The 13228-nt window shown below is 63.5% G+C and carries 14 protein-coding genes; 8 read left to right on the top strand and 6 right to left on the bottom strand.

Translation table 11 applies throughout. The features are described from left to right. Positions 1 to 52: 52 nt before the first annotated feature. From HS053_RS20770 to trpA, 4 genes are all read right to left on the bottom strand, one after another. Positions 53 to 679 carry an HNH endonuclease gene (locus tag HS053_RS20770; protein WP_174213162.1) on the bottom strand — a complete coding sequence of 209 codons (627 nt, stop codon included), beginning with the start codon at positions 677 to 679 and terminating at the stop codon, positions 53 to 55. A 212-nt stretch (positions 680 to 891) separates the two neighbouring features. After that, the gene (locus HS053_RS20765) at positions 892 to 2055 is read right to left on the bottom strand and encodes an alpha-hydroxy acid oxidase (RefSeq protein ID WP_174213161.1); all 1164 of its coding nucleotides are present in this window, start codon (positions 2053 to 2055) and stop codon (positions 892 to 894) included. Positions 2056 to 2119: 64 nt separating this feature from the next. Continuing rightward, positions 2120 to 2572, bottom strand: a complete 453-nt coding sequence (locus HS053_RS20760; protein WP_174213160.1) for an MEKHLA domain-containing protein — start codon at positions 2570 to 2572, stop codon at positions 2120 to 2122. Between the two features lie 5 nt (positions 2573 to 2577). After that, complete coding sequence (gene trpA, locus HS053_RS20755) at positions 2578 to 3369, bottom strand: tryptophan synthase subunit alpha (protein ID WP_174213159.1); 792 nt, start codon at positions 3367 to 3369, stop codon at positions 2578 to 2580. 126 nt (positions 3370 to 3495) lie between these two features. Here trpA and HS053_RS20750 point away from each other — a divergent pair, with 126 nt between their 5' ends. The 8 genes from HS053_RS20750 to HS053_RS20715 all read left to right on the top strand — a co-directional run bounded on the left by HS053_RS20750 (position 3496) and on the right by HS053_RS20715 (position 12002). Beyond that, on the top strand, positions 3496 to 3849 hold the full coding sequence (locus HS053_RS20750; RefSeq protein WP_174213158.1) for a fluoride efflux transporter FluC: 354 nt from the start codon (positions 3496 to 3498) through the stop codon (positions 3847 to 3849). Continuing rightward, complete coding sequence (locus HS053_RS20745; protein ID WP_174213157.1) at positions 3846 to 4892, top strand: RluA family pseudouridine synthase; 1047 nt, start codon at positions 3846 to 3848, stop codon at positions 4890 to 4892. The genes HS053_RS20750 and HS053_RS20745 overlap by 4 nt, the downstream gene beginning before the upstream one ends. Next, on the top strand, positions 4889 to 5596 hold the full coding sequence (locus HS053_RS20740; RefSeq protein WP_174213156.1) for an ATP12 family protein: 708 nt from the start codon (positions 4889 to 4891) through the stop codon (positions 5594 to 5596). Before HS053_RS20745 ends, HS053_RS20740 begins: the two co-directional genes overlap by 4 nt. A gap of 247 nt (positions 5597 to 5843) precedes the next feature. After that, positions 5844 to 6878 carry an amino acid ABC transporter substrate-binding protein gene (locus tag HS053_RS20735; protein ID WP_174213155.1) on the top strand — a complete coding sequence of 345 codons (1035 nt, stop codon included), beginning with the start codon at positions 5844 to 5846 and terminating at the stop codon, positions 6876 to 6878. A 124-nt stretch (positions 6879 to 7002) separates the two neighbouring features. After that, positions 7003 to 8277: an amino acid ABC transporter permease gene (locus tag HS053_RS20730; protein ID WP_174213154.1), complete on the top strand. Its 1275-nt coding sequence runs from the start codon at positions 7003 to 7005 to the stop codon at positions 8275 to 8277. A gap of 1 nt (position 8278) precedes the next feature. Continuing rightward, positions 8279 to 9721 carry an amino acid ABC transporter permease gene (locus tag HS053_RS20725; RefSeq protein WP_174213153.1) on the top strand — a complete coding sequence of 481 codons (1443 nt, stop codon included), beginning with the start codon at positions 8279 to 8281 and terminating at the stop codon, positions 9719 to 9721. Positions 9722 to 9731: 10 nt separating this feature from the next. After that, on the top strand, positions 9732 to 10502 hold the full coding sequence (locus tag HS053_RS20720) for an amino acid ABC transporter ATP-binding protein (RefSeq protein WP_174213152.1): 771 nt from the start codon (positions 9732 to 9734) through the stop codon (positions 10500 to 10502). A gap of 129 nt (positions 10503 to 10631) precedes the next feature. Beyond that, positions 10632 to 12002: a dipeptidase gene (locus tag HS053_RS20715; RefSeq protein WP_174213151.1), complete on the top strand. Its 1371-nt coding sequence runs from the start codon at positions 10632 to 10634 to the stop codon at positions 12000 to 12002. Here HS053_RS20715 and HS053_RS20710 read toward each other — a convergent pair whose 3' ends face one another. Both HS053_RS20710 and HS053_RS20705 read right to left on the bottom strand, forming a co-directional pair. After that, positions 12003 to 12506 (bottom strand): SixA phosphatase family protein, encoded by a 504-nt coding sequence (locus HS053_RS20710; protein ID WP_174213150.1) that lies wholly within the window; start codon positions 12504 to 12506, stop codon positions 12003 to 12005. Positions 12507 to 12527: 21 nt separating this feature from the next. Beyond that, the gene (locus HS053_RS20705; protein ID WP_174213149.1) at positions 12528 to 13178 is read right to left on the bottom strand and encodes a ferredoxin; all 651 of its coding nucleotides are present in this window, start codon (positions 13176 to 13178) and stop codon (positions 12528 to 12530) included. Between the last annotated feature and the right edge of the window lie 50 nt (positions 13179 to 13228).

The raw sequence follows: 13228 nt of genomic DNA, 5'->3' as shown, positions 1-13228 counted from the left end.
TACGACCGCTGCCCGATCCTCTTCCTCTCCGCCTGCGCCCTCGCCGCGACTGTCATCTATTGGTTGTGAGTCCTGACCCTAGTATCTGCTCTCTCACCCTGTTCAGCTTGGACTGTAGAACAAAAGAATATCCGAAATTTTTAAACCAGAGACCATATGCAGCAGTCAGATATCCCACACGCAACGCATCCTCGTTGGCGAAGACGGGCATCGAATATTCAATCTTGATCTCAGAGGGTTTTGGATTGCGCCAGTAAGCATCAAAGTCCGTTGGGTTGGAGCGTTCTCGGTCCGTGTAAAACTCAAGCGCCCCATCATCACCAAGATACATTGAGCCATTCAGTTTTCGCCCGTTCGCGATGATCCTAGCTTTCTGCTTTTTTGGATCTTTCGGAAATGGCGCACCGCCCTCGTTCAGCTCTATCCAATCGACGAGCCACTTTGTTTGCCTGTGTCCAAATGTGCTATTGCATCTCTTGCAAAGGAACGTCGTATGTTTTCCTCCGATTGAACAAGGTATTATGTGCTCTTCGCTAATCGCATTGTCTGCATCGGCACTTCCAAAGTTTTCAATGGGGAGGTCTCGAAGGCACGTTGGACATCTAAATCGACCCAAGAGGTCAGCATCAAAGCGCGCCAGTTCCTGGGTTATTTCATAAAGGTAGTCGTTCTTTGTCATCCGAGACACTCATTTGGCAAAGCAGGCTTCTTTGATCTTAGCGTTGTTATCTACGAATGTCCTCCGGGCTGTTCATCGGAATTTGCAAGGCCGACTTTCTGCGCATAGCTGCCGCTTGCGCTCGACGCAGTATCTGTGGTTGTGGGCTCATACCGGCCATGAACGGCCGGCAGCCTCTGCCCGCACATGCCCCTACCGGCCCCGCCTACCCCTCACCCCCACTCCCCCTCAAAATCCCGCGGCACCAGCACATGCTCTGGCCCTAGATCACTCGCTTTCTGTGCCCCGCAGAGGGCCATGGAGGTGTCGAGTTCGGCGTGGATGATCTCCAGCGCCTTGGTCACTCCGGCCTGACCCATCGCGCCCAGACCGTGCAGGTAGCTGCGGCCGATGAAGGTGCCTTTGGCTCCCAGCGCCAGTGCCTTCAGCACGTCCTGGCCCGAGCGGATGCCGCTATCAAGGAACACCTCGGTCCGGTCGCCCACGGCGCGCACCACTTGCGGCAGCACGCGGATGGTGGAGAGGGCGCCGTCCAGCTGCCGCCCGCCGTGGTTCGACACGATCACCGCATCGGCGCCGGTGTCGGCGGCCAGCCTTGCGTCCTCGGCGTCCAGTATCCCCTTCAGGATCAGCTTGCCGCCCCATTGATCGCGGATGCGGCGCACCTTGGCCCAGTCAAGGCAGGGGTCAAGCTGTTCATTGGTCCAGCGGGTCAGGCTGACCAGATCGTCCACCCCCTTCACATGGCCGACGATGTTGCCAAAGCTGCGGCGCGGCGTGCCCAGCATTCCCAAGGACCAGCGCGGTTTGGTCATCATGTTCAGGATGTTGGGCAGGGTCAGCCGGGGCGGCGAGGTCAGCCCGTTCTTGATGTCCTTGTGCCGCTGCCCAAGGATTTGCAGGTCCAGCGTCAGCACAAGGGCGGAACATTTCGCCGCCCGCGCCCGCTCGATCAGGGCATCGACGTAATCTTCGTCCTGCATCACATAAAGCTGAAACCAGAAGGGCACGGGGCTGTGCGCCGCCACATCCTCGATTGAACAGATCGACATGGTGGAGAGCGTGAAGGGCACGCCAAAGGCGGCGGCAGCCCGCGCCGCCTTGATCTCGCCATCGGCGCATTGCATCCCGCAAGAGCCGACGGGCGAAAGGGCCACCGGCATCGCCACCGGCTGGCCGATCATCGTGCCGGCGGTGCTGCGCCCGCTGAGGTCACGGGCAACGCGCTGCCGCAGGCGGATTCGGGCGAAATCGGCGGTGTTGTCGCGGAAGGTCTGTTCAGTATAGCTGCCGCTTTCGCAATAATCCCAGAACATCTTTGGCACGCGCCTGCGGTGCAGGCGTTTGAGGTCTTCGATACAGGTGATGGCGGGCATGGCGTGTTCCTGAGGACTGGCTGTGGCAACCTGCCAATCCGGGCCGCGCTGCGCAAGGTGCAGGCTAAAGCGCCTCGACCTGCCCGATCAGCGCCGCCTGCCCGTGCCGCTGCCCCTTGGTATCGCAGACCGTCCACAGCACTGTCTGCGCGATACGGAACTGCCGCCCGGTTGCGGAAACGCGGATGCCTTCATAGCCGTCCACCCAGCCCTTTTGCAGCGCGGCCTGCAACAGCCGGGTCCGGTCTGTCTGCACATCGGCATTATCTGCGGCGGAGTGGCGCGAGGGCAGGCGGGTAAATGTGTCCCAATCCATCTCCCACAGGGCCAGCGCCGCCGCATTGCCATAGCGAAAGACCGGATCGGCCCCGGTGCCATGCGAGACCAGCGGTTGCGGCAGGGTCCAAAGTGCCTCTGCTGGGGCGCCTGCGCAAAGTGGCCGCCCCAGCAGGCGTTGAAAGCTGTCGGCCAGCAGCACGCAATAGGCGGCAACCTCGGGGTGGCGGAACGGCTCCACCGGGATCAGGCGCGGTGGGCGCCTGCGGCCAGGGTGGCGACAAAAGCCAGAACCTCTTCCACCGGCTTGCCCGTGGCGATTTCCTTGACGATGGCCGAGCCGACGACGCAACCATCGGCCACCCCGGCAATCGTCTCCGCCGCTTCGGGCGTGTTGATGCCAAAGCCCACGATCACCGGCAGGTCGGTGGAGCGTTTGATGCGCGCCACTTCCGGCCCGACCTCATCCGCCTGCGCCGCCGCCGCGCCGGTGATGCCGGTGACCGAGACGTAATAGACAAAGCCCGAGGTGTTTTGCAGCACCTTCGGCAGCCGCTTGGCATCGGTGGTGGGGGTGGCCAGCCGGATGAAGTTCAGCCCGGCCTTTTGTGCCGGAATGCAGAGTTCGGCATCCTCTTCCGGCGGCAGGTCCACCACGATCAGCCCGTCGATGCCCGCGGCAAGCGCATCGGCGATGAAACGGTCCACGCCGCGAGAATAGATCGGGTTGTAATAGCCCATCAGCACGATAGGCGTCACCGCATCGCCAGCGCGGAAATCGCGGACCATCTGAAGCGTCTGGTCCACCGTCATGCCGCCTTCCAGTGCGCGCTGGCCAGCGGCCTGAATGGTGGGGCCATCGGCCATCGGATCGGTGAAGGGCAGGCCCAGTTCGATGATGTCCACACCGGCGCCGGGAAGCCCCTTCATCACCGACAGAGCGCGCGGCACATCCGGGTCACCCGCCATGATATACGACACGAAAGCCTTTTTCCCCGAGGCCCGCAGCCGCGCGAAAGTGTCGTCGATTCTGGTCATGGCCCGCCCGTCCCTGAAAGCTCTTTGGCGCGGTTTGCACGGGCAGGGGGCGAAAATCAATGGTGGATCGCTGCGGCACCCGCCCCTGCGGTTGACAAAACCCGCTGCCCCGCCCAAGGAAACCTGATGTTCGCCACGCTTCTCCAGGTCGCCCTTGGCGGCGCCATCGGCTCCTGCCTGCGCTATCTGACGGTGGCTGCGGTCGGGGCGCCCTTGGCCGTGGCGCTGATCAATGTCGCGGGCAGCTTTGCCATGGGGGTGCTGCATGTGGCGCTGACCAGCCGCGCGGGTCTGTCGCCCCTGCTGATGACCGGGGTTCTGGGCGGCTTTACCACCTTTTCGGCCTTCTCGCTGGACACGCTCAAGCTGTGGCAGGGCGGGCAGCCCTTGACGGCGGCGGCCTATGCCGGCGGTTCGGTGGTGTTTTCTCTTCTGGCCGTCGCCCTTGGCGCGGCCCTTGCCAAAGGAGCCCTCGGATGAGCGGCGTTAAACTTCTGACCGTCTCCGAGGATGAGGGCGAGCAGCGGCTGGACAAGTGGTTCAAGCGCCGCTTTCCGCAAATCTCGCAAGGTCATGTCGAAAAGATGTGCCGCACCGGGCAAATCCGCGTGGACAGCGCCCGCGCCAAGGCGTCGGACCGGGTGGCGCCGGGCATGGTGATCCGCGTGCCGCCGCTGCCGGATGCCGAGGCGCCCAGCCGCCCGGTGGACGGGCGCATCAGCGCGACCGATACCAAGATGATCCAGAATGCCGTGCTGTGGAAGGATGAGCATATCATCATCCTGAACAAGCCGCCGGGCCTGCCGTCGCAGGGCGGCTCGGGGCAGGGCGACCGGCATGTCGATGGCCTGACCGAGGCGCTGAAATTCGGCTACAAGGACCGGCCCAAGCTGGTTCACCGGCTGGACAAGGATACGTCGGGCGTTCTGATGCTGGCGCGCACCGACCGGGTGGCGCGTGCCCTGTCCGAGGCGCTGCGCCACCGCAATACGCGCAAGATTTACTGGGCCGTTGTGGCGGGCGTGCCGCATCCGCGCAAGGGCAGCATCAAATACGGGCTGATGAAGGCGCCGGGTCATGGCCGCGGTGGCGAGGGTGAAAAGATGCAATGCGTCCATCCCGCCAAGATGGCCGATTACCCCGATGCCAAGCGCGCCCATACCGATTATTTCACCCTGTGGTTCCTGGGTCAGCGCCTGTCATGGATGGCGCTTGAGCCAGTAACGGGGCGGACGCACCAGTTGCGCGCCCATATGGCCGAAATCGGCCATCCCATTCTGGGGGATGGAAAATATGGCGGATCGGGGCAAGAGAATGCCGGTGACGGCTGGGGCGCTGCGATTGGTGGCGACATCTCGAAGAAGCTGCATCTGCACGCCCGCAGCCTGACCGTGGAACATCCGATCACCAAGACGCTGATGACCTTCACCGCCCCCCTGCCTGACCATATGGCCCGCACCTGGAAGGCGCTGGACTGGAAGGAAGATGACGTGCCCGCCGACCCGTTCGAGGTTTTCAAGTGAGCGCGTGGAAGGCCAAACGTTTTTGGAAAACCGCCACGGCCGAGGGTTGTGACGGCGGTTTCACCGTGCGCCTTGATGGCCGGGCGGTGAAGACCCCGGCCAAATCGGCCTTCGTGTTGCCGACGCTGGCCATGGCGCAGACCGCCGCCGCCGAATGGGACGCGCAGGTCAAAGAGGTGCGCCCCGAAACCATGCCGGTCACCCGGATGGCCAATTCCGCTATCGACAAGGTGGCGGTGCAGTTTAACGAGGTGGCGGGTCTTCTGGCCGCCTATGGCGAAAGCGACCTGCTGTGCTACCGCGCCACCGGCCCGGTTGAGCTGATCGCCCGGCAGGAAGCCGTCTGGGACCCGCTCCTGGATTGGGCTGCGGCGGTGCTGGGCGCGCCGCTGGTGGCGACGGCGGGCGTGGTGCATGTGGCGCAGCCGCCGGGCAGCATTGCCGCCCTGCGCGCCCGCCTTTTCGCGCTGACGCCCTTCCAGCTTGCCGCGATGCACGACCTGATCTCGATTTCCGGCTCGCTGATTCTCGGCTTTGCAGTGGCCGGGCAGCGTCTGACCGCTGCCGAAGCTTTCAGCATCAGCCGAATCGATGAGCAGTGGCAGGCTGAAAAATGGGGCGAAGACGAGGATGCGGCGGCGCTTGAGGCGCTCAAGCGCGCCGCGTTGATCGAGGCCGCCCGCTTTTGGAGCTTGTGCGGGTAACAATCTTTCCCAAGGGCGGGCCGTTCTTTGGCAATCTGTCCTGCCTTTCCGGTCTTTGGCAGCGAAAATTGTTCCGGTGACAATCCGAAGCGGTTTTGCTTGACCTTGGCGAACCCTCTGACCGAAGATGGCCGACACTGGCGACCCGGGTGCTGACCCGGGCCGACCATCGGTATCGCACCTGCGACCCACGCAGGGCATCACCTCCGCCCCCGACAGAAGGGGCGGATCACAGGAAGAGGTAAGTATGAACAAATCTGTTCTTCTCGGCACCGTCGCGGCTGCCACGATCGTCGCGGGTTCGGCTTTTGCCGGCACGCTGGATGACGTGAAGGCGCGTGGCGAGCTGATCTGCGGCTCGAACACCGGCCTGACCGGCTTCGGCGCCCCGGATGCCAGCGGCAACTGGGCCGGCTTTGACGTTGATCTGTGCCGCGCCGTCGCCGCCGCCGTTCTCGGCGACCCGACCAAGGTGAAGTTCGTCCCCACCACCGGCGAAACCCGCTTTACCGCGCTGGCCTCGGGCGAAGTGGACGTTCTGGTCCGCAACTCGACCTGGACCTTCTCGCGCGACAATGACCTGAAGCTCGATTTCGTGGCCGTGAACTATTATGACGGTCAGGGCTTCATGGTGAAGAAAGACCTCGGCGTTTCGTCCGCCAAGGAACTCGACGGCGCGACGGTCTGCATCCAGACCGGCACCACGACCGAGCTGAACCTGGCTGACTTCTTCAAGTCGAACAACATCAGCTACACCCCGGTCACCGTGGCCGACGACAGCGAAGCCCAGCGTCAGTATGAAGCCGGCGCCTGCGACGCCTTCACCACCGACGCTTCGGGCCTTGCCTCGACCCGCGCCGCGATGGCCGATCCGGCCAACCACATCATCCTGCCGGAAATCATCTCGAAAGAGCCGCTCGGCCCGGTCGTTCGCCATGGCGACAACAACTGGGGCGACATCGTGCGCTGGTCCTACTTCGCGCTGCTGATCGCCGAAGAGAAGGGCATCACCAAGGCCAACATCGACGACATCGTCAAGGCTGCGACCGACGATGCCAGCTATGACCCGGAAGTGAAGCGTCTGCTTGGTGTTGGCGACAACGACACCGGCAAGCTGATGGGCGTGGATGCTAAGTGGGCCTATAATGCCATCAAGGCAGGCGGCAACTATGGCGAAATCTTCGAAGCCAACATCGGTTCGGCCACCCCGATCGGTCTGGCCCGCGGCCTGAACGCGCTGTGGACCGAAGGCGGCCTGCAATACGCACCGCCGCTGCGCTGATCCGCAACGGCCAACGGGCGCAGCGCAAGCTGCGCCCGTCTTGCTAACATGAAAGCCTGACCCGGGGATCCCCCGCCTATAAGCCGCGCAAGACGGCACAGCGGTCAGCACAGGGGAAAATCGCATGACGCTCGCCATCGACGCGCCGAAAGATCACTTTCGGCTGAGTATGCTCGTATATGATACGCGCTATCGCAGCTACACGATCCAGTTCATCGTGCTGCTGTTGTTCTTCGCCTTTCTGGTCTGGCTGACGAACAACACGATCGCCAATCTGGCGATGCGCGACAAGGACATCAACTTTGACTTCCTGTTCAACCGCGCCGGTTATGACATTGACCAGCAACTGATCCCCTATACCAACGACAGCACCCATGGCCGTGCGTTGTTCGTGGGGCTGCTGAACACGCTGGTCGTGGCCTTCTTCGGCTGCCTTTTTGCCACCATCCTCGGGGTGTTCGTCGGCATTCTGCGGCTGTCGAAGAATTGGCTCGTGGCGCGCCTGATGACGGTCTACATTGAAGTCTTCCGCAATGTGCCGCTGCTTTTGTGGATCATCCTGACCTTCGTGGTCTTTTCCGAGACCCGGCCGCAACCCAAGGATTTCCGCGTCACCGATGAGATGATCGCCGCCGGGCAAGAGCCCGCCGCGAACATGCTGTTCGGGGTGATCGCGGTAACCAACCGCGGGTCGAGCTTTCCGGCGCCGCTGGTGGACCGGCCCTTGGGCACGGTGACCATTGCCACCGTTCCGGTGAACCTGACCGTGGTGGCGACGCTGGCCATCCTGTTGGCCTCGATCTGGGGCAATATCGTGTTGCGCCGCCGCGCCAAGGCCGTGCAAGAGGCGACGGGCGACCGCCCCGTGACCTGGTGGAAATCGCTGCTGATCCTGTTCGCGCCGGTGATCCTGTTTCTGGCGGCCCTTGGCTTTCACTGGGATTATCCGGCGCTGAAAGGCTTCAACTTTCAGGGCGGCATCACGGTGGCGCACAGCTTTACCGCGCTGGTCGTGGCGCTGACGCTGTATTCGGCGACCTATATCGCCGAAGCGGTGCGCGCCGGGATCATGGCCATCTCGCGCGGGCAGTCCGAGGCGTCTTTCGCCCTTGGCCTGCGGCCGGGCCGCACGATGAGCCTGATCGTCCTGCCGCAGGCGCTGCGGGTGATCATCCCGCCCCTGATCAGCCAGTATCTCAACATCACCAAGAACACGACGCTGGGCATGGCGATCAGCTATCTTGACCTCAAGGGCACGCTGGGCGGGATCACCCTGAACCAGACCGGGCGCGAGCTTGAATGTATGCTCTTGATGATGCTGATCTATCTTTGCCTCAGCCTGATGATTTCTGCCGCGATGAACGTCTTCAACGCCGCCGTCAAACTGAAGGAGCGCTGAGATGGCCGATATTTCCTTTGTCCGCCACCAGATGCTGGACCCGCAGGCCCCTCCGACTTCGCAGAGCGGGGTGGTGAAGTGGCTGCGCGAGAACCTGTTCTCGGGGCCGCTGAATTCGGTGTTGACGATCCTTGCGCTGATCTCGATCTATTCGCTGATCAAGGGGGCAATGCCCTGGTTGCTGAACGGGGTCTGGAACGCCAATTCGCTGACCGAATGCCGGCAGATCATCGCCGACAGCGGTGCAGCCGAGGTGGGCGGCGCCTGCTGGGCCATGGTCCGGGTGCGCTGGAACCAGTTCATCTATGGCCTTTACCCGGTTGCCGAATACTGGCGCCCGACCACCGCCTTTGCCCTGATGTTCGTCGCCTTGGCGCCGGTGCTGTATTACGGGTTGCAGCGGGCCAACGCCCTGATGGCGGGCATTGTCGGCGTGCTCTTGGTTCTGGCGCTTTGGGGCCTTGGCACCGACGGCTATCACATTGCCCTGTCGGCGGCTGTGATGGCGGGGCTGACGGCGCTGGCCTGGGTCGCGCCGAAAAAGCTGGTCTGGGTGACGCTGGCCTTTCCGGCGGTGGCCTATTGGCTGCTCTGGGGCGGCTCGGTCTGGGGCACGGTGGGCGCTGTGGCAGGCTTTGGCCTGTTCGCGCTCGTCTGGAGCCTGACGCAGCGCCATGTCGGCGTTGTGGTGGCTGCTGCCATCGGCCTGATCGCGGCGGTGCTGTGGTGGTCGCTGGTGCAAAGCCACATCACCGGCGTTCTGGCGCAATGGTTCCCGATCGAGCTGCGCTATGTCCGTTCGGATGATTTCGGCGGCTTCCTTCTGGCCTTCGTGATCGGCATCACCGCGATTTCCGCCTCGCTTCCCATCGGTATCCTGCTGGCGCTGGGGCGGCAGTCAAACATGCTTCTGGTCAAGACGCTGTCGGTCAGCTTCATCGAGTTCTTCCGGGGCGTGCCGCTGATCACGGTTCTGTTCAGCGCCAACTTCATGCTGCTGTATTTCCTGCCGCCGCGAACCAACTTCGACCTGATCCTGCGGGTGATCATCGTGGTGATCATCTTCGCCTCGGCCTATATCGCCGAGGTGGTGCGGGGTGGCCTCGCGGCCCTGCCGCGCGGCCAGTATGAGGCGGCGGATGCGCTGGGTCTGGACTATTGGCAGGCGCAGCGGCTGATCATCATGCCGCAGGCGCTGAAAATCTCGATCCCGGGCATCGTGTCCAGCTTTATCGGCCTGTTCAAGGATACCACGCTGGTTGCCCTTGTCGGCCTGATGGACCCGTTGCAGGGTGTGCGCAAGATCGTCCTGTCGGATACCGCATGGCGCGGTATCTACTGGGAGCCGTTCATTTTTGTCGGCGTCATCTTCTTTGTCGTCTGCTTCAGCATGTCGCGCTATTCGATGTATCTCGAGCGCAAGCTGAAGACCGATCACCGTTAAGGAGCCCAAAATGGCTGAAGCCTCTCTCAAGATGGCGGTCTCGGACGAGGTCGCAATCCAGATCACCGGCATGAACAAGTGGTATGGTCAGTTCCACGTTCTGCGCGACATCAACATGACCGTGCAGCGCGGTGAGCGGATCGTGATCTGCGGCCCTTCGGGGTCGGGCAAATCCACGCTGATCCGCTGCATCAACCGGCTGGAGGAGCACCAATCCGGCCAGATTATCGTGGATGGCACCGAACTGACCAGCGACCTCAAGAACATCGACAAGGTGCGCTCCGAGGTTGGTATGGTGTTCCAGCACTTCAACCTGTTCCCGCATCTGACCATTCTGGAAAACTGCACGCTGGCGCCGATCTGGGTCCGCAAGATCCCGAAGAAAGAGGCGGAAGAGACGGCGATGCACTTTCTGACCAAGGTGAAGATCCCTGAGCAGGCGCACAAGTATCCGGGTCAGCTTTCGGGCGGTCAGCAGCAGCGGGTCGCCATCGCGCGCAGTCTGTGCATGAAGCCGCGGATCATGCTGTTTGACGAGCCGACTTCGGCCCTTGACCCGGAAATGATCAAGGAAGTCCTCGATACCATGATCGAGCTGGCGCAAGAGGGCATGACCATGCTCTGCGTCACCCATGAAATGGGCTTTGCGCAGGCGGTGGCGAACCGGGTGATCTTCATGGACAAGGGCCAGATCGTCGAGCAGAACGAACCGAAAGAGTTCTTCAACAATCCGCAGAGCGAGCGGACCAAGTTGTTCCTCAGCCAGATTCTGGGGCACTGAGGCACCGATCATCGGCAGGGGCGCCCCGGAAGGGGCGCCTTTGCCATTTTCGCCGCCCCGGCGTCGCCCGGGGGCAAGACCTGTCTGCCCGTCGCGGCAAGGCTGGCCGCGCAGCAACAGGGGTATGCGATGTCTTGGGAAGCCTATCTGGACCGGAATCAGCCGCGGTTCGTCGAGGAATTGCTTGATTTCGTGCGCATCCCCTCGGTTTCGGCCAAGCCCGAGAACATCCCCGACGTGCAGCGCGCCGGGGAATGGGTGGCGGCCCGTCTGACCGCGGCCGGCGCCGAGCGGGCCGAGGTGCTGCCGACCGCAGGCCATCCCGTTGTCTGTGCCGAATGGCTGCACGCCGGGCCCGACAAGCCGACGCTGCTGATCTATGGCCATTTTGACGTGCAGCCGGCCGAACCCTTTGACCTCTGGACCACTCCGCCGTTTCAGCCGGAAATCCGCGAGGGCCGGGTCTGGGGCCGGGGCGCTTCGGATGATAAGGGCGGGATGCTGATCCCCATTCTCGCCTTTGAGGCGATGCTGCGCGCGACGGGCCGTCTGCCGGTGAACGTGAAATTCTTCTTCGAAGGGCAAGAGGAAATCGGCTCCCCGGACCTGCCGCCCTTTGTTGCCGCAAATGCCGATCGGTTGCAGGCCGACATGATCTTTTCCGCCGACGGGTTGCAATGGGCGCCCGGCCAGCCGCAGATCGTCGAGGCGCTGAAGGGTCTGGTTTCGCTGGAGATTGTGGTCAAAGGACCGCGTTCGGACCAGCATTCGGGCATGGTGGGCGGCGGTATCGCCAATCCGGCGCTGGCCTTGGCGCAGATCCTTGCGGGGCTGCGCAATGCCGATGGGCTGATCACCGTCGAAGGCTTCTACGATGACGTGATCCCGCTTTCGGATGAGGTGCGCGCGGCGATCGACCGCGTGCCCTTCCCCGATGTCGAACTTCTGGCCGATACCGGCGCCACCACCACATGGGGTGAGCCGGGCTATACCACCAAGGAGCGGATTTTCGCGCGCCCCACGCTCGACATCAACGGGCTGACCTCCGGCTGGCAGGGGGCGGGCACCAAGACGGTGCTGCCCGCCACGGCCAGCGCCAAGATCACCTGCCGCCTTGTGGCGGCGCAATCGCCCGAAGCGATCTTTGAGGCGATCCGCGCCCATGTGGAAAAGCATTGCCCGCCCGGTGTGACCGCGGAAGTCCTGCGCAACCCCGGCCGCGCCGACCCGTTCCTTGTGCCCTCGGGCCACAATGCCACCGCCGTCGCCAGCCAGATTCTGCAAGAGGTCTATGGCCGCGCGCCCTATCGCACGCGGGTTGGCGGTTCGATTCCGGTGATGACAACGCTTCTGGAAACGCTGGGCGTTCATGCCGTGATGTTCGGCTTCAGCCACGGTGACGAAAACCTGCACGCCCCGAACGAGTTCTTCCGGCTGGATGCCTTCCGGCTGGGACAGACGGCCTATGGCCGCCTGTTCGAGCGTCTGGGGGCCGACTGATCAGGCGGCGATTTCGCGGGGCACGATGAAATCATCCACCACGCCCTGACCCCAGCCCAGATCGGCCCAGCTTTCCACGGCGAAATCGGCAACCAGCGTGGCGCCCGTGGGATAGCGGGCAAACTCGGCGTTGCGCGGTGCCTGCGCCACCAGCTTGGCCGCGAATTCGGCAATGCCCGGGTTGTGGCCGATGATCATCACCGTGTCGGCCTTGGCGTGGCGCAACACGGCCAGCATGACATCCGGCCCGGCATGGTAAAGCGCTGGTTTCAGTTCCAGCACGGGCGAACCGGGCAGGGCGGGGGCAATCCCGCTCCAGGTCTTGCGGGTGCGCAGCGCATCCGAGCAATAGACCTCATCGGGCACATAGCCACGCGAGGCCAGCCACTGGCCCAGATCGGCCGCCGCCGCCTTGCCGCGTTCGTTCAGCGGTCGGTCATGGTCGGGCGTCAGCGGATCGTCCCAGCTTGACTTGGCATGGCGCGTCAGGATCAGCCGCTTCATTCGTTCTGCCCTCCCCAGGGATCAGGCGGTTCCTCCCGCCCGGTGGAATCGGCTCATGTGATAGGCCGACTGTTCTTCAAGTCTTGCATAGCCTTGCGAGACCGGGCAAGCGCGGCGCACAAGGCAGCCTCCCTGCAGGCAGGCGGCCCCTTCACGGTCCAGATGGGTATGGCAGGCGGGCACATCATAGCCGGCCACCCCCAGCGCCCCGGCGGGGCAGGCGGTCAGACAGGGCTGCGCACAGTTATCGCAGGGGCGCGGGGGGGCGGGGGGCAGGTCCAACACCTCTTTCAGCGCCAGCGCGCCGCGAAAGCTGACCATCAGCCCCTGATCGGCACCAACAAGCAGGCGCACCGGGCTATCCCAGACCCGGCCCGTGCGCAAAGCCCATTGATAGAAGGGATGGTAGGGCGGCCCGCCAAAGGGAAACAGCGCCTTGGCCCCACGGTCGCAGGCGATCCGCCCGATCACCCGGCGCGACCAGCGATCCACGGGGTCTTCCCCGCCCCATTCCGGCTGCGCCTTCAGATGCGCCCAGAACCCCGGCTCTGCCGGACCGATCATCAGGAGCGTGCGGGTGCCGGGCGGCAACCCGGCCTCACCCTCGCAGGAAAAGCCGCCCAGAACCTCCAGCCGCTCCCCGGCAAGCCTTTGCGTCAGATCGGCCAGCATCCCGCCCCCCATTTGCCCTTCTCGAAATTCTCCCGCCGGAGGCATCCTCC

Origin of the sequence: Tabrizicola fusiformis, from assembly GCF_013328815.1 — a bacterium.
Taxonomy (GTDB): Bacteria; Pseudomonadota; Alphaproteobacteria; order Rhodobacterales; family Rhodobacteraceae; genus Fuscibacter.
The sequence above is the reverse complement of the archived record's forward strand: the minus strand, read 5'-3'. Positions and strand labels throughout refer to the sequence as shown.

Coding starts and splice junctions, on each gene's coding strand:
- HS053_RS20715 (WP_174213151.1), top strand. CDS start 10,632: ATGTCTTGGGAAGCCTATCTGGACCGGAATCAGCCGCGGTTCGTCGAG.
- HS053_RS20710 (WP_174213150.1), bottom strand. CDS start 12,506: ATGAAGCGGCTGATCCTGACGCGCCATGCCAAGTCAAGCTGGGACGAT.
- HS053_RS20730 (WP_174213154.1), top strand. CDS start 7,003: ATGACGCTCGCCATCGACGCGCCGAAAGATCACTTTCGGCTGAGTATG.
- HS053_RS20735 (WP_174213155.1), top strand. CDS start 5,844: ATGAACAAATCTGTTCTTCTCGGCACCGTCGCGGCTGCCACGATCGTC.
- trpA (WP_174213159.1), bottom strand. CDS start 3,369: ATGACCAGAATCGACGACACTTTCGCGCGGCTGCGGGCCTCGGGGAAA.
- HS053_RS20770 (WP_174213162.1), bottom strand. CDS start 679: ATGACAAAGAACGACTACCTTTATGAAATAACCCAGGAACTGGCGCGC.
- HS053_RS20720 (WP_174213152.1), top strand. CDS start 9,732: ATGGCTGAAGCCTCTCTCAAGATGGCGGTCTCGGACGAGGTCGCAATC.
- HS053_RS20745 (WP_174213157.1), top strand. CDS start 3,846: ATGAGCGGCGTTAAACTTCTGACCGTCTCCGAGGATGAGGGCGAGCAG.
- HS053_RS20705 (WP_174213149.1), bottom strand. CDS start 13,178: ATGCTGGCCGATCTGACGCAAAGGCTTGCCGGGGAGCGGCTGGAGGTT.
- HS053_RS20725 (WP_174213153.1), top strand. CDS start 8,279: ATGGCCGATATTTCCTTTGTCCGCCACCAGATGCTGGACCCGCAGGCC.
- HS053_RS20750 (WP_174213158.1), top strand. CDS start 3,496: ATGTTCGCCACGCTTCTCCAGGTCGCCCTTGGCGGCGCCATCGGCTCC.
- HS053_RS20765 (WP_174213161.1), bottom strand. CDS start 2,055: ATGCCCGCCATCACCTGTATCGAAGACCTCAAACGCCTGCACCGCAGG.